The sequence below is a fragment of the Paenibacillus ehimensis NBRC 15659 genome (assembly GCF_004000785.1).
GTDB lineage: Bacteria > Bacillota > Bacilli > Paenibacillales > NBRC-103111 > Paenibacillus_G > Paenibacillus_G ehimensis.
In genome coordinates this window covers 25806-46233 of record NZ_BILX01000052.1, presented here as the reverse complement: position 1 = coordinate 46233, position 20428 = coordinate 25806, and the positions used below count along the sequence as shown (strand labels likewise).

Here is a 20428-nt window from a genome sequence, read left to right as displayed (position 1 = left end):
CCCGCCATAAGAGCCCACGGCGAAATAAAATACGGTTATCGGCTCGGAGCCGAACGTTGACGTATCCTTCGCCATCGCGTCGAGCACGGTACGCGAGCCCGGATTCAGCAGCAGATTGTACGCAGCCGGCTCCCAAATCCACATCGCGCGATCCTGCTTTTCCACCGTGACCGGCTCGTGCGTCCCTGCGCCCACCTGCGCGTAAGTCGTCATGCTGAAGCCCGTATTGCCGCGGTCGTCCACCGCCTTGGCTTCGATGCTGCTCGTCCGGTCGCCGATGCCCTGCGTCTGCCATAAATATTGATAATGGTCCCCATACCGGTCAGCCGTCTCCCACGGTCCGCCGTTTATGCGGACATAAACGTTCTGCACCGTATTGGGAGAGTCTACCGAAAGTTTGACCGGCACCGTGCCCGTCAGCCGCTGCCCTTCCTGCGGGCTGACGATCCGGACAACCGGAGCGGCCCGGGCCGGATTGCTCGCTTGCAGTGTTAGCGTCTGACTCCAAACCCCGTAGCGCGTCGACACGTCCAGCCCTTTGGCGATGATCCGAACCGGACCGTTAAACGCCGACGTATCCAGATCGTAATACCAGCTGCCGCTGTCATTTCCGTCCGGGTCTTCCTTGCGGACCTCGGCTTGCCTTTTCCCGTCAATCAACAGAACAAGATCGTAAACGTCCTGGTACGTCCCCGAAATCCGTATCTCCCCCGAGCCGACCGGCGTGCCGCCGGCAGGCGAGTCGATGGTGATAGCCGCTGCCGCAAGCGCCCGGGGGACGGTCCCCGGCGCACCGAAGACGGACCATAGCCCCGAAAGCAGCAGGAGAACCGCAAAATGCAAGCGAATACGACGTTTCCACATCCCGATCACCAACTCCTATATGTGAAGTGGACTTCCCGAAACGAAGCGAAACAATAAGCTACAGCTTGACTTCCTGCCTTGTGCGTGCGGATTCGTAGATCGCCAGGATCAGGTCGACCGCCTTGCGGCCCTCCTCACCTGGAATGAGCGGGTCGCGGTCTTCCCGGATCGCGCCGATCATGTCGTCCACGAGAATATAGTGGCCGTCGCCGGAAATTGCCCTCGGGTCGCTGCTGCCTTCCGCTTGGCCTGCCGTCTGCGGCGCTTCCTCGTCGCTTCCGGCGAATTTCCATACTTTGAATCCGCTGTCGGCGAACACGATCGAGCCCAGCTCGCCGTGAATTTCCGCCCGCATCTCCGCGCCCGGATAAACGGACGTCGTACCCTGAATGACGCCGAACGCGCCGTTTTTATATTTGACCGCAGCCACTGCCGTATCTTCCACCTCGATATCGTGCACCAACGGAGCGGCGTAGGCGATTACGGATTCGACGTCGCCCATCAGCGAGAGCAGCAGGTCAATACCGTGCACGCCCTGGTTCATCAGAGCGCCGCCGCCGTCGACCGCCCAAGTGCCCCGCCAATCCGCGCTGCGGTAATATTCGGGGCTGCGGTAATATTTCATATATACGTCGCCGAGCACCAGCTTGCCGAGCTTGCCTTCGCGGATCGCCCGCCCGACGATCGCCGCCTGCTGCGTCGTCCGCTTCTGGAAGACGGTGCCCAGCTTGACGCCGTACTTGCGGCAGGCCGCGATCATCTCGTCCATCTTCTCCCGCCGGATTTCGAGCGGCTTCTCGCAAAGCACGTGCTTGCCCGCCTGCGCGGACGCAATCGTCACGTCGCCGTGCAGCCCGCTCGGCACGCAAACGCAGACCACGTCGATGTCGTCCTGCTTCAGCATCCGCTCGTAATCGCCGAACACTTGCCCGATGCCGTGCTCGGCGGCAAACGCCCTGCCGCGGTCGGCATCCTTCTCGGCGATGGCGACGAGCTCCGCTTCGGGATGCGCGGCAATCGCTTTCGCATGGTTCACGGCGATGATGCCTGTACCTACCAAGGCAAATCGAATGTTGCGTTTCATCGAATACTCCTCCATCGTGAATAACGTATTATTTTTTTGCCGCAGCCGCATCGAGCCGTTGGTACGCTTGCGTGTACAGATCGACCAGCTTTTGCGTCCCAAGCCCGTTCAGCTCCTGCACATACTTATCCCATTCGGCCAAATTCCGGGACCCGGTCACAAATTTGGCGAAGCTTTCCTCGCGGTATTTCTTGACGGCTTCTCCCGTCACCGACAGCGTTTCCAGCTCTTTCTCCGTGAAGGCCGGTCTCGGCTGCATCGCCGGAGGATCATACTGCCGCGCCTCCTGATACGCCTTCTGCAGATCAGGGGTAAACAGCGACAGATGCGAGTCGAAATCGATCCACGTGTACGTGCCGCTCGTGGCGAGCCCCGTCTTCTTGCGCATTTCGGTCAGATCGGTGAATTCCGGCTTGAACTTTTTCTTGCCGCCTTCCGTTACATACGTTTCGCCTTCTTTCCCCCAGCTGGCCAGCGTGCGCCCTTCTTCGCTGTAGAAGAAGTCCATGTACTTCATGACGTCCTTCACTTTCTTGGACGTGGACGATACGGTCAGACCGCCTTCCAGAAAATGCATGTACGGGTTGTACTGCTTGCCGCCCGGCATCCCCGCCGGCGGAGCCATAAACTGCAGGTTGTACTGCGGATTTTCCTTGCGCATCGCGTTGTTGAAGAAATCGATCCGGCTGATGTAGTCGATCGTAATAAACGACTTGTTCGTCGACATCATGTCCTGCCACTGCTTCGTCTGCACGGTCAGAAAATCGGGCTGAATCAGGCCTTCCTTATTGAATTTATGGAACGTTTCGAGCAGCTTCTTGTAATTGTCCTCGGTCGGCCCGTACTTCCACGCTTTCGTATCGAAATCGTAATACACGTCTTCGCCGGTCTGGAAATTGGTCGTAAAATGCGCCATCATCTCGTCGGGAATTTGCCCAAACCGGAACGACAGCGGATAGCTGTCCGGATACGCTTCCTTCAGCTTCTTGAGCACCGTATACAGCTCGTCGTACGTTTTCGGCGGCGTCAAATTGTGCTTCTTGAACACGTCCTCCCGGTACATCCAGATCATCCGGTTCGTTTCCCCGAAGCCCTGGTTCGGGAACATGTACATCTTCCCGTCCGCCGCCACGGCCGCCTTCGCTTCCTCCGGATATTTCTCCATCCATGTCTTGAGGTTCGGCATGACGTCCAGATGATCCAAAATGTTGACAAGCGCGCCCTGCTGGCCGTATTTGTTCGATTCCTTCTTCCGATTCGGCATATAGAGCAGATCGGGCATATTGCCGGAGGCGACGACCAGGCTGAGCGAATCGCTCAATTTGCCGGAGGGCAACTGCACCTCCAAGCGGGCGCCCGTCTTCTCCTCGATCATCTTCCAGATCGGCCAGTCTTTGCTGTATGGGAACGTCGCGTTATTGTCCAGCAGGGCGGTGAACGTTTTTTTCCCGGGGGGCTGTTGGCCCCCTTCAGCGTCCGCCGCCGGCGGTTTGCCCGTTTCCGAGCCGCTGCAGCCGGCGGCCGTGGCCGCAAGAATCGCAGCGAGCGTGAGAAGCGCACTTTTTTTCATGGAAAGCTTCCTCCCCTTCTATATGCCTGTAATGTCAGCCGTGCTATCCGGCCTTCCTTGGCCTTACCATTCGCCGCACGGTGCCTGTTACCCTTTTACCGCTCCGATCATGACGCCCTTGACAAAATATTTCTGGATAAACGGATAAACGAGCAAAATCGGTACGGTCGATACCATGATGGTGGCGAACTTGAGCGAATCCTCAACGATCAGGTTATCACCTCCAATGCTGGTGACTTCGCCGGAATTGACCGCCCCCGCAAGGATCAGGTTGCGCAGCAGCACCTGCAGCGGGAACAAATCGGGCTGGCGCAGGTATAGCAGCGGCAGGTAAAAGTTGTTCCACAGCGCGACCGCATAGAACAAGCCGATGGTCGCGAACACCGCCTTGGACAGCGGCAGCACGATGCGCACGAAGACGCCGATATCGGTCAGGCCGTCCATCCGGCCCGATTCCTCAAGCTCCTTCGGCATGCCGCTGAAAAACGTCCGCATGATGATCAGGTTCCACGTATTGACCGCTCCCGGCAGCACCATCGCCCAGATCGTATCGACAAGCCCGAGCTCGCGGACGACGAGAAACGTCGGAATCATCCCGCCGCTGAAAAACATCGTGAACACGATCATGAGCGTAAAGCCCCGCTGGAACACCATATCCTTGCGGGACAGCGCATATGCGCCCATGGACGTAACGACGAGCGATACGGCCGTCCCCAAGGTCACGTATAGAATCGTATTGCCGTACGCGCTCCAAATCTGCTTGTCGCGGAACACGACCTCGTACATGTTCAGGTTGAATCCTTTGGGCCAGAGGAACACTTCGTTTCTCATGACGTAAATATCCTTGCTCAGCGATACGGCCGCCATGTACACGAACGGATACAGCGTGGCCGCCGCCACCCCGAGCAGCAGTACGATATTGACCGCGTCGAACCAGCTCCACTTGCGCATGCCTCCCCCTCCTACCATAAGCTGTGCTCGCTGATTTTGCGGCTGATGTAATTCGCCGAACAAATGAAGATCAAGCTGATGACCCCCATGAACAGGTCGATGGCCGAGGCGTAGCTGAAGTTGCCTTGAACAAGCCCGACCCGGTACACGTAGGTGCCGATAATGTCCGCCGTCTCGTATACCGCGGGATTATACATCAGAAACACTTTCTCAAAACCAATCTCCAGCACTTTCCCCACGTTCAGGATGAATACGATTACAATCGCCGGCGCGATCCCGGGCAGCGTGACGTGCCACATTTTGCTCCAGCGTCCCGCTCCGTCGATGCCGGCGGCCTCATACAATCCCGGGTCCACCGAGGTCAGCGCGGCGAGATAGATGATCGTCTCCCACCCGATATGCTGCCAAATTTCCGACAGCACGTAGATCGAGCGGAACATGCCGGGCTCCATCATGAAGTTGACCGGTTCGAAGCCGAGCGCGCGAATCCAATGGTTGATCACGCCGCCTGTCGGCGACAGGAACATAATGACCATGCTGGCTACGATAACGTTCGAGATGAAGTGCGGCAAATAGCTGACGGTCTGCACGAACCGTTTGAACACGGCATTTTTCAGCTCGTGCAGCATGAGGGCGAGAACGATCGGCGCCGGAAACCCGAACACCAGCTTATACAGCCCGAGCAAAAACGTATTGCGCAGCAGCTTGAAAAAATCGGGGTTGCTCAAAAACATCTCGTAATATTTGAAGCCGACCCATTCGCTGTAGCGTCGCAGTGAATTTGCGAAAAAATCTCACGTTACTTGCGAAAAGCAGTTAATAAAGAATGGCGGTAATCGGGTTGTGCAGACTCGAACACAGTTCGATCGGCCTAATCCTTCTGCGATGTAATGGTTTGAATTGTCCTTTCAATCCTTTCACGCGAAACCTCGTACCACATCGGATCAACCTCAAAAGCGATTAATCTTCTTCCTTGTTTAATAACCGCCTCCGCGACTGGTCCCGAACCAGAGAAAAAGTCCGCGACTAACTCTCTGTCTTCGCTGCTGTTAAGAATCATTCGGTCCATTAGCTCCGACGGTTTTTCTGTCGGATGAATGGTCTTATTCCCCGGAATTTTGGGTACTCTCCAAACGTCTGTCGCGGATCGCGTCCGTATTTGCCTTGCTTTCTTTTCACCCTTAACAGCAAAAATGATGAACTCGTGTTGAAAGCGATACTGATAACCAAGCCCCATTTGCACTTTATCCCATACTATCACATTCTTGATTACGAAGCCCACGCGCCTCATCCAAAGGGCCATGAACGGATACATGCGCCAGTCAATGCAAACGTAGATATGACGCCCCGGTTTCAATACACGATACGCCTGATAGAGCCATTGAAATGTGAATCTCTGATATTCCCTTGGTGAAAGTCTGTCGTTTGCAATTATATTGAATCGCGGCTTTTTGTTACGTGTCTGTGTCGTGCCTGCGAAACCGAGATTGTACGGTGGGTCCGTAATTATCAGGTCCACCGATGCGTCCGCAATGAACTGCTTTGCCCCCTCGATACAATCCATGTTATAAATCATGTCTTCACTCCTAGAACATATGTTTGGTTTTGATGTTTAAAGGAGCCCCGCCGGACATATCAGCGGGGTCGGAGATTAATTCATTATTGAGTATTGTCGGTTTGCTTTAACGCTTGAAGGACGTTTTTCGGACCACTATGGAAACCGACCGCTGCTGCGGCCAGGAGCACGCCTGCGATCGCACCTTCAGGTGTGGCCCCGATAAAGATCAGGCCGAGCACTATACCGAGTACAAGGGCCACAATCGGCAGGAAGCGCTTCTGCATCCCAGCCTGGCCGATGATCCACAAGATAAAGATCATGGCCGGGATCAGAGTCGTGTCGTAAATTCCGATGTCGATTTTCATAGAAGATTCCCTCCTAGTTCTGTGAGATTTTTTGTTCCAGGTATGTGACCGCGCGGTCCACCATAACGGCTACATCTTCGCGAGTGATCGATCTGCCGAAACCAAATAGGTCATCGGCCATACCGTTAATGATTCCCTTTGCAGCCAAACGCTCCGTTGCGCCTTTGGCATAATGATCGTCCGGCACGTCCTTGAATTTACCACCATAGACGGGCTGCATCGGTGTTGAAGTCGGGTTCGGAGCCTTCTTTTTAAGCCCGTAAACCTCAACAATACCGGCCACGATTCCCATTGCACATTTCCGGCGATAGTCGTCATCTTTGAGGAGCCTCGCTTCGTCGCGGTTCGTCATGAAGCCGCACTCCACGAGAATTGCGGTCATGTTGGACTCGCGAAGCATATGCAGGTTGTCCGCTTTGACTCCGCGATTCTTCCTTCCTGTCTCCAGTAAAAGATTTCGCTGGACCGCCTCTGCCAGTTTGGCTGCTTCTGCTGGCCGTGTCGTATAGACATATGTCTCTATGCCTTGCGCATCATTCCAGTCGCTTCCGTAGGCGTTTGCGTGGATGGAGACAAGCACGTCGGCCTTCCAAGCATTTGCCTTGTCCGTCCGTTCTTTAAGCGGAACATCGCGGCTCCCGTCATCCGCATGGGTGAATATCGTCTCCACTCCGATATAATCACTTAATCCGTCCCTAACATAACGAGCAACCACGCTGTTGAATTGAAACTCTCGCATCGAGTCGTCAGGGCATCGTTTGCCTGGTGTATCCGGCCCATGCCCTGCGTCGATAGCGACTTTCAGTTGTGTCGACAATTCCGTTCACTCCTTGCTGTTTGGATATGCCTAGTTCCCGAAATAATCGTCTATATGGTTTAGATAGTGGAATTGTTTTTTGGTATACCAATTCTCGCCATTCTCTTCTCTCGAAGATTCATGAATGGCTTTTCCCAATAACGATGGAGTCCATATGCCAAAATAAAAACTGTTACTAAAGTTGAGAATAACACTAGGAACATTGTCGGAATTGAGTAAACCGACTCCACTTTTCTATTAACAAAAGAGAAAATTTCCAGATGAATAAGATACACAGAGTAGCTTGTTACGGCTAAAAAAGTGCATATTTTTCGCAAACTTCCTTGGATATCATTTATCCTCTTACTTTTTTCCAATGACCAGATCATAAGCATAAATGCAATTGAAATGGCATCAAAGAGGATAGTTCTGCCGATAATAGAATGATTTATTCTATCTCTGCCACCATCCAGTCCAACTACGTAGTAGAGGACTATCGATACGACCATTGCCAGAGACACCCAGAATAAATGAGCGCTGCTGACACGTTCATAAAAAGGTTTGAAGTAATACTTTATTCCGGCTAACATCACCCCAAACATTAAGCTATCCATTCGTAAAAAAATTTGTTTTCGTATCCCAGCATCCCAAGGAGGATTGTATTGGTACGTGTAAATAATTTTGGCTACAACAGAGAGAAGAATGACACTAATACAAAATACGAAGAACAACGTCTTTCTATTTGCCTTCCCGAGCTTTGTTAATATTAATAAGCAAGGTGGAGTTAGTAGATAAAACCATTCCTCAATCGAAAGACTCCAGGATACTCCGAAAAAGCCAAGTTGTTCATAATTAAAATTCTGAATAAATAAGAAATGTTGATAAAACCATTTTTGATGGTTCCAAACAGCGATTAATATCACAATACTTAAAACAAGAAAATACGCAGGAAGTGTTCTAAGCCACCGCCGTGAATAAAATTGTATTAGTGAACCATTTCCTTCTATCAAATCCCGTATAATGATTCCACCAATTAGAAAACCACTCAGTACAAAGAACAATTCCACTCCAAGCAAGCCGTTAAAAGATAGGGACTGAACATCTCCAAACTTTGTAAAGAACATGCGGCTGTGGCTTACTAAAACCATTAATATTGCCAGACTTCTCGCCATATCAAGTCCAAGATTTCTCATACGTCCTCCGCAATACTTTTTTTGTTAATCATAGCATAACTCCATTCGCTAACTCGATTACAGCTATGCTATTTTTATAGCGGAGAAGAATGTTCTACTTGAATGATTAAAACAAGTTACCGAATTAGTAGAGTAGATGGCAACTTCTAAATAGTCACCAGCAGCAAGCTTTACGATGGTAGAGCCGGTAAATGATGCATGACCGGCTGCCGTAGAGGTAACATCGGCAAGCATTTCATAAGTTTGTCCATTCTTTCGGACTGTAAGGATAACCCTATTTGACGCTGGTTGGTCGAAACCAACACCACAAGAAATCATATAAATTCCGTCTCTTTTAGCAGTAAATACAGAACTCGTGGAGTCAAATTCATTTTGATTATCATAATCCTTGGTTTGGAAAAGAATCTTGGTTTCTGTATTTGCTGCTAAGCTTTGGGCAACGCTTTGATATGCTCGGAAACTTGACTGGTTAATGACCTCCATCACGCCGTCAGAGTGAATAATAAATCGATCAATCAATTTATCTCCGTTATCCATCTTTAAAGCTAATCGTAACTGCCCGCCTCTATTATTTGGTGTTGTCCCCTGTAAGTAGTAGGCTATATTTCCGATTCGTTTTTCCACACCGGTACAATTAAGATCAACATAATGAATGGTACCTACCGGACGAATGTCGGCATCTTCAGCCCCCGATCCTAGCTCTATGACACCAAGCGAACTATCACCTTTTATGGACAAATAGCGTCTACCATCAACAGGAACAATCCGTGGTTCGACTCCTAAGCCCACATCCCCTAATAAAACAGTCCTTGATTCACTTAATAATGGAAGCAAGTTTCCTCTTTTTAAGTAGTTTGTAATGATAATTTTGTTGCCAGGACGATCGTTCCAATAATAGTTGTTACCGAATTTGCAGATACCTTGACCTGCTCCATAAGTCGGTGGTTTTATTCGTTCAACGAAGGTAAAGTTGGTCCCATCAAAACTATATTTATCGAGGCCAGGCGCATAGGCTATGCCATAATTATTGGAGCCATGCAAATTCAGATAAAGAAAGCCATCTACCCATAAAAGACTTTGATAGCCTCCCTCAGTACCCAACTCTTGAGACAGATTGTAAGTCTCCTTTAATGTAAAATTGCTGTTGAATCTTTTAACAACGGCTAGATCGTGATAACATACCCAGAAGTCATCTAGATGTTTTGTGACACACTCTGCTACTCCACTACCAATGTCGACTTCCGAGACTTGGCTTAGGTCCGGAAGGGAATACTGCACAACTTTGCTTTCAAAAGGCGGTGGGCCACCGCTATTACAGTTGTATACAGGAACATAAAGATAACCATCAATAACCGAGCAGTCACCAAATGACATAAATCTTCCAGAGGAATCTGTTCCAATATACGCATTTCGCTTTTCACTAACGAAGATTCCATCCATCGTATAAACGGAGATGATGTTCTCCAATTCAAAGTTTTCATTGCGATCTGTTACCACATAAATAAAATTTCCATCAGTTGACACGCCTTGCCAAGCTCTAAATTTATCTTTCATATCGAAATAAACTGCTGAGGGCGAAATAATATTCTCGATTTTTGATTTCAAATGTACGTCATTATCGATAAATTTCTGATGCGTAGGATTCCAGGTTTCTGGAACTGCATCATGGTCCTCAGTCAGTTCCTCGACACGATCATGAAATTTAGACGGATTTCCAATCAAGTCAGCCACTGGTCTTCCTCCTTTCTCGGGTCAAACCGTTAAAACTCCTCGTTCCAATCCAGAACGAATACGTCATCCGGGTCTTTGAATTTGCCGCCGAACACTTTTCTGGCGATCATATCCCCATCGCTGTCAAAGATCGCAGCCTCCGTTATAGTTTCTCCGTCAGCGCTGCTGTTTTCGGGAATGGTGCCAATATAGACCAAAGTCGTGTCGTTCGGTTGGGTCCCGAGTGTGACGGGTACACGAATCAATTCGTTTTCGAGTGCTGTATCGTTGGCCGTCGGGGGAGTTGTTCCCGTGCCGAAAGCCATGTGGGTGATCGGTTCTAGCGCTGTGCCGTTGCGCCTGGCGGCGAGAAGCTTCAGCCGCGCTGTTTTGGTCGTTACAGCTACGCTCATATCAAAATACTCCTTTCCGTTTGAGTACCGGAACGATAGATGGTCAATCCAAGACGATGCCGTCCTCCGTGCGCTATGGCTTGAGCCCCCAGCTTCATTAGACCATTCAGCTTGAAAGGGGCCGGTTGACGGGACAGCTTCCAGTTATATTTGATCGGGCGATCATCTTCAATAACGAACTGTCTCACTTGGATTAGAAAAACAGGGGCCGCTGAAATATCAGGAAGTGATGAGATCGCGGCGGCCATGCTTATATACATACCGTCACTTTGAACGCTATAAATGATCGACTCGGCGACATGAATCTCGTTTATGAGCCGAAACAACTTGCTTTCAATTGGCTTAGCCCGGTTGATCGTGTCCCGGAATATCGCGCGTTGCTGGGCCGTGACCTCCCGATCAGTCACATTGAGCGAGATCACGAATTGAGACCATTTGCCCAAATATTCCGGGTTGGCGTCCGGCGTTAGCGGAACCGGGACAGGATCGTTCGACCATTTGTATTTCTCGCGCCAAAGCGGATACAGTGTCGCGTTCGGATACCCCAATCCTTCAAGCACTCTCTTCAGCCCGATCTCAGTTCCGCCCAAACGATAGAGATCATAAGCTGTTAGGAGCCGAAGACGATAACTGTCATCCGATTCACCTGCCAAGCGAGGCATCTTTCGATCGATTCCATGCAGATCAAGCGCGCGGCCGGTTGAAGTCGAGATGTACTTAATCTCGCGAAGGCGAAAAATACTGGATTTGGCATCGTCGAGCAGCTTCCCGATCGTGACGGCCAGCTTGTAGATGTCCATATCCGTCTTGCGGGGGAGCTTTTTGAATATTCCGTGCGCCCAAGAAAAAATGTCATCCGCAAACTTTTTCACGGTTAAGCCACCACCTGGATGTTTACTGTCCCCAATACCGCCACTTGCCGCCGGGTGGTGACGACCGTGCTGGTCGGTTGAAGCACGTCCACTTGGATGACATTCGGAATCGTTCGCAAGTTCGCATATATAAGCGATACGTCGAACGGATACCGGGGATTGATATGCAGAATGCCGTCACCGCGATCCTCTGCGCCATAGCGAAACATTTCCTGGATGCGAAGGAGCGCCACCTGTCGGATTTCTTCGCTTTCCGCATATTCGGAATCGTAATGTAGCACGACATCAATGTTGATTTGCACCGGTTCGGCAGCAAAAGCCTGAATATCTCCGATCAACGAACCATACTGTGTTATCAAATCCTGCGCTTCTTGAACGATCGTTGAGGAAGGGACGCCTGCCACACTCGTGATGATGATGTCTGCCGTTCCTTCTCCGCGCGGGTGCTGATCCTCGATATGGACAGCTACAACCCCGTTAATCGATTCCACAAGCGACCGGTAATAGTCTCTTATGCCGCCAGTGGACAGTTGCTCCCAACGGTTGAGCGTCCGCTCCCGCAAATCCTCGTCCGATTCCTCGTCTGTACCTTCGCGCACTAGCCAATTTTCTCCGTTTGTTACGGTGACATAAGGTACGAATGTAAGCATGTTTCGGATCATTCCGGCGGCTACATTGTAGGCGGCCCCAGCTTCCTCGGCCTCGATCTCGCCTTCCACTTCCGCAACGCCGACCGGCAGAACGATGTTCTCTTTGAGATAAAACCTCCGTTCGTTACCATCGAGATCGGGGTCGGTCGAAAAGACTGAACCGGCAGGAATGATGACGCGCTGGCTCGTGTCCGTGCGTGTGAACGTGATCTTGCCGGTCGTCTTGGTGGCCTGCTTCCGGAAGACGCCATATTCCCGCGCCGCGACATCGAGCCATTTTCCGGTTGCCGAGTGCACGAACATTTGCTGGACGATGACCGGCAACAAGCCGTACAGGGCAGCGAGCGCCCGGAAGAATAGCGCCAGCAGCGTGTAGAACACGCCGCCCTTGCGCAACAAACGCGCCGGGAATTGCTGATCGCGAAGCTGCTGTTTCGCTTCCTCCATGAGCTCGTCTTCGGTTTTGGCTTGAATCAAGTCTTCATCCACGTTCATTCACTCCTTACCACGCGAACGCCGTCCACGGTGATCTGCACCGTCAGTTCCGCCGATTCGATTCCGTCCGGCGTCTGAACGCTGAACGATACGCTAAATTCGATTTCCCGCAGCGTCCACGAATTTGCCCGAACGTCCACGCTGCCCGGAACGACGAAGGAGTGCCGTTGCACGATTTCCTCCACGTCCTGGATGAGCTCTTGCCTGGACAGTTCGGTGTTTTCCCGTTGCAGGTACATGATCAAGCGGGTGCCGTATGTCTCGTCGAACGGATACGATCCGAGGATCGTCTCCAGTTCGTGCTTCACATCCTGCAAATACGCCGCCTTTCCCGTCACCAGCTGCACGTCGCCGTCAGCTGATGCCTTGAAATTCCCCTCATCGTCCAGGTAGATGTCCGCCCATTCGTCAAGCATCGTTCAATACCTCGTCGATATAGGGCAGGGCAGGGTCGGCATAGTAAAAACCGACGCGAACCTTGCCTCCGACCTGGACGGTCGTCCCGATCGGCACCGGTACGTTCGGCAGCGGCGGAAAGGACGGGTGAGGGGAGCCGTCTGCCGCCAGCACCTGAAGATCGCAAGCGGTCGGCTTGACACCAATCACGACCGCCCGCATCATGTGCCGTGCCGGGCTTAAAAGTTCGGGAAACTCTTTTTCGATAATGATTTTGACCGCTTCTTTGAACGTGTCCAATTCGTCAGGCATGGATGATCACTCGCTTTCCAACTTGTAATAGATTTCAGAGCGCAGCTTGTCGTCCTGGATGAAGTGATGCACCGTCTCCACCAGCGCGATCCCGTTGGCCCGAGGATGCGAGATCGTGATGTACTGCGAGTGATCCAAGCCCGGAACGAACACCGTTCGGAACATCCCGATCTCGCCGTCGGCCAGCATTTCAAGGATGTTCTCTCCGTATTGGAACAAAAACATCTCTTTGGGTCTTGCGAGCGGCTGCCACACAAAAACGTCTCTCGCGTCGAAGTAGGGCGCGAAGTCGATGTTCCAGTACGGGTTGATGCGCTGCCTGATCATGTCGTGCACGTTCAAGTTCGCGACGACCTGATCCTTCGGGCTGAACGCCTGCGAAGCGATCGAATACGTCTCGATTCCGGCCAGTTTCAGCCCGAATCGGATCATGTCCTGCGGCGTCGCTTGCAAAAACGATTGCGTGACCTTCGTTTGCAAGAGCTTCGTCATGCTGTCCTTGGCGATGATCCTTTCCTGATCCGGGCGGCTGACGTTGCCGGTGAACACCCTCGCGGCGTTCGATTCGTCATATCCGAGGTCGATTTCGACGATGGCCCCTTGCGGCGTGTCGATCTCCACTTCGTCCTTGAAGAGGAAGGAGGCATACCCCGCCGGGTCTTTGCGCGACCGCCACACATCAAGCTCCTTCAGGCCGCTTGAGACGACCACGTTCCCGATACGAATTTGTTGGAACATGCCGTCACCTCACTTTCGGCGCGTCGGCGTCATCCACCGCTGCGGTCGAAGTTGCATGCCTTGTCGGGCTGCTGCTGGCCGCCGGGATCGTGAGCCGCTGGCCGATATAGATCAGGTTGACGTTGGCGATGTTGTTCGCCTTCGCGATCGCATCGACCGTCGTGCCGAACTTCCGGGCAAGAGCCGACAGCGTGTCGCCTTTTTTGACGATGTACTGCTGGCCGTCTCCGGTGTTCGCGGCCACCTTCTGGACCGAGACGGTCGTCGATTCGGTCGCTTGGAACTCCAGGCTGACCGAGATAATGTCGTTCATGCTCGTATCCTGGCTGCGGAGGCGGATCAGCATGACCTGACCGATGCCTCGCGCCTTGGCGTGACTGGACACAAACTTGTACGTCTGCGGCTTTTTCTGGGACGGAGAAGCGCGGAACACCTTTTGAATCGTGGCGAGCTTTGCTTCCGCCGTCCCGTCGCCGTCGTTCAGCAGCTTCAGGTTGAGCCGGATCGTAGCCGGGTTGTAGCTGTAATTAACAACCTTTTTGCCGCCTTCGAGTTCCTCTTCGTCAGTACGAATGTCGCCCGTGATTTCCATGCCATCATAAACGCCAGGGAGGAGCGTGTCGCCGACTTTGATTTGTTCATCTTCCAATCGAATATCCATACGCTCACTCCCTGTACTGTTCGATAAATCGCTTCAGATCGTCGAAGAAACTGCGGCGTTCGCGTTCGCTGCCGCCGTGATAGTGCAGTTCGATCGTCGGCCCTCTTTGGCTGTTTTTCTCACGAATTGTCTCACGAACGGTCGTGCTTTCGCGGAACACTTCCTTCACGTCCACCCGGCTCGGACGCATCCCCGGCGACGGAGCCGCCGGGAACGGCGCATCATCTGGGTCGGGCACGCCCGGAAATGGCGGCGGCGGCGGAAAACCTTCTAGCGCTCCGCCTCCGCCTGGAAACGCAGGAACTGGAACCGGTTGGATACCGAATACAAGCGAACCAGCTGCCGCTTGCAGCCATTCAGCCCCCCGGCGGAAGCCCGAGATGATCAAGCTCGGCAGGTCGGCAAATTGAGCTTTTAGCGTTTGCGTAAAGTTCGCCGTGACATCCGGCTCCTGTATGTCGATCGGTACAGTTTCCGTCATGAAGCGGACGGGATAGATGCGTTCGAGCTCCAATCCGTCCATCATCCGATACGCTGCGGCACGCAGTTGACCCGCGCCCTTGTCCACGCCTTCCGCGATCGTGCCCGGTATTTTCGAGCCCGAATACGTCAGATCGGAGAGGGGGCCTGTTTTCGCATCGGAGAACGGCAACAGCTCGCGGACCTTGCCGAAGATGTTTTTCACCGCTTCGACCGGTGCCGTCGCCACCGACTTGATGCCGTCCACCAGCGTGTTGATAATCGCTTTGCCGCTTTCAAAGAGCCACGATCCGAAGCCACCGATGAAAGTCTTGATGCCTTCCCAGACGCCTTCGAGAATGCCCTTCACGCCTTCCCAGGCTCCTTGCCAGTCGCCGGTGAAGATCGCCAGCGCCGTTTTGATGATGCCGGAGATGACCGCCCAGGCGATCTGAATGATGCTCTTGATCGTATTCCAGATGAACTGAACCGTCGCAGCGATGAAGTTGAATCCGTTGATGATGATGGACTTCAGGATTTCGAGCGCCGCCATGACGAACGGCCCGACCCAAGCCCAGACGAACTGAATATACTGGAACACCGCCGCGATGATCTGCTGCACATACGGCCAGATGGCCATCGCCCACGTCAGCACCGCATTGAACGCCTGGACGACGCTTGTCACCACGTTCGTGATGATCGGCACGACCGCCTGATAAATCGCCAGAAAGATTTCGCCGACGAAGGCGAGCACCGGCGGCAAATATGTCGTCACCGCCCGGTAAATCGCGGCCACCGCCGCAAGCACGACCGGGAACACCGTCTGAAACAGCCGACCGAGTGTGACGGCCAGCGGCTGCACCGCCGCCCAGATGTCGCGGAACGCCTTGACGCCGGTTGCCAGCAGCTGCGTCAGGATCGGCCTTGCAACTTCCCATATCCGCGCCATCATGCCGCTTACGTCCCGGAAAATGTTCGTAACGACGGGCAGCACGTTCGTCTGGATGTAGGCGAAGGCTTCGACGATTGCGTCCCGGATGACCGGCCAGTACGTGAGAACTTGCTGCCTGATCCAGCCGAATGCCTGCATCGCCTGATCGGCGAACTGCCGTAAGGCGGCCACCGCCCGGCTGACCCAGGCTTGCGTACCGTCGGATTGCCAGAATGTTTTCAAGGCGTCGAACCAGCCGAGCAGAACCTTTTTCGTGCCCTCGATGCCGCCGTTCAGCTTGACGAATGCGCCGATCAGAAGACCGATCAAGATCAGAACCCAGCCGATCGGGTTTGTCAACATAAGCACGCGCATGGCCTGCATCACGATGTTGAACCCGAGCACCGCCGCTTTTGCCGTACCCATCACAACGGCGAAAATAGCAAAGGCGGAGACGATGCCACCGATGAATGGGGCGATCGGCTCCAAAAAATCGCCGATCGACTTGCCTGCGCTCATAATCGAAGAGAGGACGCTTGCTACCACTTTCGAGGCCATCTGAATGGCTGCGGACACCTGCGGCATCATAGCCAACGCCTGATCCAAGATGTCGGACAAAATTCCAGCCAGCGGACCTCCAGCGTTTGCGAGTTCGACCGTGATACTTCGCCACAACCGGCTAAACTTGTTGCTTACATTGTCATATAGAGCTTCGCCTGCGCGTTCAGTCGCTCCCCGGAAGTCACCCAGACCTTTCTGACCTTCCCGCATCGCGAGAATAACCCGGTCCTCCATGTCCTCCCACTGCGTGCCGAAAAGGGCGACGCCGATTTGGTTGCGCTTCAGCGCATCGTCCATATTTCCCAGTGCGAGCAGTGTTGCCTGAAATGCTTGATTCGCACTCTCGCCACCAGCAGCGATTTTAGCTGCCATTTCCTGGCCGTTCATCCCAAGGGCTTTGAAGGCGTCCAGGCTCGTCTGGGACAAGTCTTGCATGCGAATGAACGCTTCTTTAACACTGTCTCCGACTTTATCCAAGTTGAACGCGCCCTCTTTACTGCCCGCGATCAGCGTCGCAAACATCTGCTCGGCACTCATCCCGAGCCCGGCGAAGTGGACCGCATACTCGTTGACCGTATCCAGCAGATCGTCGGCGTAGTTGCCCCCTCGCTGGAAGCCGACCGTTATCAGGTCGAGCGCATCGGATGCGCTTAAATCCTTGAAGTTTGCCGTCAACGTGCGGACGACTTTGGATGTCTCGGCGATCTCCGCATTAAATGCGTCGCGGATGACGTAGCTGCCGGATAGGAAGTCGCCAGCAGCTTCTTTGCTCAAGTTGGACAAGTTCTGTCGGACAACAGCCAAGTCTTCGCTAATGCCAGCGATCGAATCCCCTCGACCGCTGGCATAGATGTCTTTGACCGTGTTCATCATTTCTTCGGCAGCTTGGCGCGTGATGCCCGTTTGAGCTTGCAGCCTGCCGGTCGCCTGTTCAACCTCATTCGCCATAGAGGCCGCAGCGCCGCCAATCGACCCGATCGCAACGGTGATCGCCGTCACCGCCGCACCAGCCCACATTCCGGCACGCTTCAGGAATGCGCCGGAAGAGCGTTCCAGCCTGCCCATGTCGTCCTGCAATTCGGTCATCGACCGACCGGCCTTCATGGCTTCCGGTGTGACGCGATCGACCATAGACATGATGACCGACAGCTTGAATAGCGAGCTTAAACTACCCATCCGTTACGCCTCCTTTCGCGCCGTCATTTCTTGCCGTTCTTGTCGCCGCCGAACGCCATCGCGATCGCAGCGGCATGAATCTTGATTTCCCGGTCCTCATACCATAACGCCTTTGCGTAGTATTCGGAGAACTCTTCCAGCTCCAGATTGTCGGGCGCTTCCGGGAAATATTTGCGGATCAGCAGGTGCCCGGCTTCGAGGAAGTTCTGATCGATTTCCTCAAAACGGACGGACACCGCTTCTATAACTTTTTTAAGCTGGTGGCCGCGCTTGCCCCGACAAGCTCCATCAGGCGGCTGGCCGTGTTAAACGGCAGCCCCGGAAACTCGTCGGCTGCTTGGCGCAGCTCTTCTTCCTGCTCGGGCACGATGCAGGAGAACGTGAGATTTTTCATCGCCATGTCCGGCTTCGAGTTGAGTTCCTTCGTAAACCGGGAAATGTCGCTCGACTTCGGGCGAGTGAAGTAGAAGACGAACTCGGCCTCGTCACCGTTTTCGTATTCCAGACCTTCGATGCGGATTTCATACACGCGCCCGTATTTCTGCTTCAGCTCTTCGGTGTTGACCGCTGCTTTGGCTTTGCTCATAGAAAAGATTCCTCCTATTCATTTCGCGCGATAGAGGCGTTTGCCCACATGACCGCTTCTTCGAGCTTCGTGAGTGCGAGCGATTGCTCCCGCGACTTGGGTGTCGTTTCGTCGATCAGTACGGCCAGTTCTTTCGCCTTCTCGCGGATGGTCGTGTACTTCTCCGGCTGTCCCGGCTTCGGGCTGTGATACTTAAAGTTGTTTTCGATCTGCGGGTTCATCGGCTAGTCCTCCTAAATAGCGCGAACACCGTCGCGGATGATTTGACCGGTCACAAGGATTTCAAGCTCGACTTCGAGCTTCGTGTCGCCCTGCGCCCCTTTGTGAGACGTTTTCGTGAACTTACAGCCCCGGATTTCGTCTGTCCGCGTGCGCTCGCCGTCGTTGGCATATGAAACGGTGATCGGGAAGAGCGGCAGCCGGTACAGCGGCTTTCTTTGACTGCGGGCGTAATCCAGCAGCTTGTTGAACTCGTCGCGCAGCAGAGTGATCTTCGCGCTGGCCGTGTAGTTGCCATTGCCGTAACCGAGCGGAGCCGCGCCTTTGCCATACGCCAGCTCGGCGGACAGCTCGTCGTCGTAATCGATGCCGGAGACGGCGATCGCCACGCCGTATGGCAGGCCGATGGTAATCGATTCCCAATCGTACACCTTGCCGTTAATCATGCAGCTTCCTCCTTTAGCTTAGATTCGGGTTTTGCAGCTTCAGCCGAACCGTGATCCACTTCATGATCGGGATCGGCACGACGGCCAGATCGACTTCCAGGCTGCGCGTCGAGAAAATGTCCTGCCCTTCCGGGATAGAAAGGGTAAAATCGCTGATCTCCGGCGCTGTCGCGGACATCATTTGACCGTTGAGCGGCGCGGCGAGATTGGCGATCAGGTTGTCCAGGCCGTCTTCGTCCGCTTCGCTCTGCACGAACCGGACGCTGGCCTGGCGGACGAGCCTTGCGGCTTTGTCCACGGTCCGGCGCACTTCGACGAACTCGAAGTCGGAACCGGCAGGTGCCATCATCCGGCCATTTGTGATATAAAAGCCGGGCAGCCCCTCGAACGTGCGGGCGGTGATGTATCCGGCCTCGTCAAGTGCCTGGATGTGGCTGTTGTCCATGCCTTCCATAAGCGCCGTGACATTCGAGAGCGGGAAGCTCATCACCTTGCCCGGCGATTCGCTGACGCGGGCGCGGGCGAGAATCCCGGCGTACACTCCGGCGAGATTCGTCCAGCGGACGCTGCCGTCCAGCGCCGCCACCCGAACGAGCGGGGCGACAACGGACACACGGTCGCTGACGAAACTCTGGCGGGCCGTGAGCAGGTCTTGCACCCATTGGTCGATCGTTTCAGCCTCCGCCGGGCGCTTCGCTTCACAGATGAAGTGAATCGGCTTGTGGCTTTCTTCCAGCGTCTCCGCGTCCGATGCGCACATCGCCCACAAAGAGCTGTCGCTTTCGCCGACAACGTGGATGAACTCATAATCCAGCAAGTTGTTCTTGACCACGTTCATCGCGGCCAGAAAATCGGCGTTGCTCATTTGCGGCGCGGTCGTCTCGAACCGGTACTCGTCGCCCTCGACAAAGTTGTCCGTGTCGGGAGGCGTCGGCGACGTAAAATTCAGCGTCAGCCCGGCCTCTTGCAAGTTGATCGTGCCGGTTGTCGGAATCGTCCGAACCGGCCCGAACGTGCTGCCGTCCAGCGAAAGCTGATATTGCGCTTCGTTGACCCCGCCCGACTTGGTGATTTTCACGATCACGTCGTATCGGTTGTTCGGCGTGCCGGTTACTTCCAGCACTCTGCCGCCGGTGCCGGTATGCGCCACATCGCCGATCGTGCCGGGGACGCTGGCCGCCGCCGGAACGACGATGATGTCGCGAGCGCCGAGCTGCATGGAATCCATCAGCGCACGGACGAGCTCGCCGGTGCCGAATGTGGATGCGATCTTGCTCGGGTCGGAAACCCGGTAAATCTGGTTCGGCGTGCCTTTCGTGCAAACGCCGATTTTGAGATGGACGCCGCCAGCCGCGTCGCTCGATGCGCCGAGGCCGCCGTCCTGGATGACGACTTTCGCGTCAGGAAGTCCTGTCGGCATCC

At 54.0% G+C, this 20428-nt stretch carries 21 protein-coding genes and 2 pseudogenes; all 23 read right to left on the bottom strand.

Annotated features, from left to right (window positions below):
* Positions 1-864: Ig-like domain-containing protein (locus PEH01S_RS24005; RefSeq protein ID WP_174807168.1), on the bottom strand; the 864-nt coding region annotated here is incomplete at its 3' end.
* A 58-nt stretch (positions 865-922) separates the two neighbouring features.
* Positions 923-1948, bottom strand: a complete 1026-nt coding sequence (locus PEH01S_RS24000) for a Gfo/Idh/MocA family protein (protein WP_127488496.1) — start codon at positions 1946-1948, stop codon at positions 923-925.
* A gap of 28 nt (positions 1949-1976) precedes the next feature.
* The gene (locus tag PEH01S_RS23995; protein ID WP_127488495.1) at positions 1977-3518 is read right to left on the bottom strand and encodes an extracellular solute-binding protein; all 1542 of its coding nucleotides are present in this window, start codon (positions 3516-3518) and stop codon (positions 1977-1979) included.
* An 87-nt stretch (positions 3519-3605) separates the two neighbouring features.
* On the bottom strand, positions 3606-4469 hold the full coding sequence (locus PEH01S_RS23990; protein WP_025852447.1) for a carbohydrate ABC transporter permease: 864 nt from the start codon (positions 4467-4469) through the stop codon (positions 3606-3608).
* Between the two features lie 11 nt (positions 4470-4480).
* Positions 4481-5233, bottom strand: a pseudogene (locus tag PEH01S_RS23985) (ABC transporter permease); the annotation flags it as partial.
* A 107-nt stretch (positions 5234-5340) separates the two neighbouring features.
* Positions 5341-6045 (bottom strand): DNA-methyltransferase, encoded by a 705-nt coding sequence (locus PEH01S_RS23980; RefSeq protein WP_127488491.1) that lies wholly within the window; start codon positions 6043-6045, stop codon positions 5341-5343.
* An 83-nt stretch (positions 6046-6128) separates the two neighbouring features.
* Complete coding sequence (locus PEH01S_RS23975) at positions 6129-6392, bottom strand: phage holin family protein (RefSeq protein ID WP_127488489.1); 264 nt, start codon at positions 6390-6392, stop codon at positions 6129-6131.
* 13 nt (positions 6393-6405) lie between these two features.
* Entirely contained in the window at positions 6406-7209 is an 804-nt protein-coding gene (locus PEH01S_RS23970) for an N-acetylmuramoyl-L-alanine amidase (protein ID WP_164828018.1), read from the bottom strand.
* A gap of 59 nt (positions 7210-7268) precedes the next feature.
* Complete coding sequence (locus tag PEH01S_RS23965) at positions 7269-8381, bottom strand: acyltransferase family protein (protein ID WP_127488487.1); 1113 nt, start codon at positions 8379-8381, stop codon at positions 7269-7271.
* A gap of 63 nt (positions 8382-8444) precedes the next feature.
* Positions 8445-10112 (bottom strand): C1q-like domain-containing protein, encoded by a 1668-nt coding sequence (locus PEH01S_RS23960; RefSeq protein WP_127488485.1) that lies wholly within the window; start codon positions 10110-10112, stop codon positions 8445-8447.
* 29 nt (positions 10113-10141) lie between these two features.
* Entirely contained in the window at positions 10142-10504 is a 363-nt protein-coding gene (locus tag PEH01S_RS23955) for a phage tail-collar fiber domain-containing protein (RefSeq protein ID WP_127488483.1), read from the bottom strand.
* The gene (locus tag PEH01S_RS23950) at positions 10501-11376 is read right to left on the bottom strand and encodes a phage tail protein (RefSeq protein WP_127488481.1); all 876 of its coding nucleotides are present in this window, start codon (positions 11374-11376) and stop codon (positions 10501-10503) included. The genes PEH01S_RS23955 and PEH01S_RS23950 overlap by 4 nt, the downstream gene beginning before the upstream one ends.
* A 2-nt stretch (positions 11377-11378) precedes the next feature.
* A complete protein-coding gene (locus tag PEH01S_RS23945) occupies positions 11379-12515 on the bottom strand; it encodes a baseplate J/gp47 family protein (RefSeq protein ID WP_164828016.1) in 1137 nt (378 codons plus the stop codon).
* Between the two features lie 2 nt (positions 12516-12517).
* Positions 12518-12937, bottom strand: a complete 420-nt coding sequence (locus PEH01S_RS23940) for a hypothetical protein (protein ID WP_127488477.1) — start codon at positions 12935-12937, stop codon at positions 12518-12520.
* Positions 12930-13229, bottom strand: coding sequence for a hypothetical protein (locus PEH01S_RS23935; protein WP_111154041.1), 300 nt, complete (start codon positions 13227-13229; stop codon positions 12930-12932). Before PEH01S_RS23935 ends, PEH01S_RS23940 begins: the two co-directional genes overlap by 8 nt.
* A 6-nt stretch (positions 13230-13235) precedes the next feature.
* Positions 13236-13967 carry a hypothetical protein gene (locus tag PEH01S_RS23930; RefSeq protein ID WP_127488475.1) on the bottom strand — a complete coding sequence of 244 codons (732 nt, stop codon included), beginning with the start codon at positions 13965-13967 and terminating at the stop codon, positions 13236-13238.
* 4 nt (positions 13968-13971) lie between these two features.
* Positions 13972-14187 (bottom strand): annotated as a pseudogene (locus PEH01S_RS36215) (LysM peptidoglycan-binding domain-containing protein); the annotation flags it as partial.
* 445 nt (positions 14188-14632) lie between these two features.
* Positions 14633-17755: a phage tail tape measure protein gene (locus PEH01S_RS35175; RefSeq protein WP_218032715.1), complete on the bottom strand. Its 3123-nt coding sequence runs from the start codon at positions 17753-17755 to the stop codon at positions 14633-14635.
* A gap of 23 nt (positions 17756-17778) precedes the next feature.
* On the bottom strand, positions 17779-17991 hold the full coding sequence (locus PEH01S_RS23915; RefSeq protein WP_127488472.1) for a hypothetical protein: 213 nt from the start codon (positions 17989-17991) through the stop codon (positions 17779-17781).
* A 5-nt stretch (positions 17992-17996) separates the two neighbouring features.
* The gene (locus tag PEH01S_RS23910) at positions 17997-18341 is read right to left on the bottom strand and encodes a DUF6848 family protein (protein ID WP_111154037.1); all 345 of its coding nucleotides are present in this window, start codon (positions 18339-18341) and stop codon (positions 17997-17999) included.
* Positions 18342-18355: 14 nt separating this feature from the next.
* Positions 18356-18562 carry an Acb2/Tad1 domain-containing protein gene (locus PEH01S_RS23905; protein ID WP_127488470.1) on the bottom strand — a complete coding sequence of 69 codons (207 nt, stop codon included), beginning with the start codon at positions 18560-18562 and terminating at the stop codon, positions 18356-18358.
* Between the two features lie 12 nt (positions 18563-18574).
* The gene (locus tag PEH01S_RS23900) at positions 18575-19006 is read right to left on the bottom strand and encodes a hypothetical protein (protein ID WP_127488468.1); all 432 of its coding nucleotides are present in this window, start codon (positions 19004-19006) and stop codon (positions 18575-18577) included.
* A 13-nt stretch (positions 19007-19019) separates the two neighbouring features.
* Positions 19020-20426, bottom strand: a complete 1407-nt coding sequence (locus tag PEH01S_RS23895) for a DUF2586 domain-containing protein (RefSeq protein ID WP_127488465.1) — start codon at positions 20424-20426, stop codon at positions 19020-19022.
* Between the last annotated feature and the right edge of the window lie 2 nt (positions 20427-20428).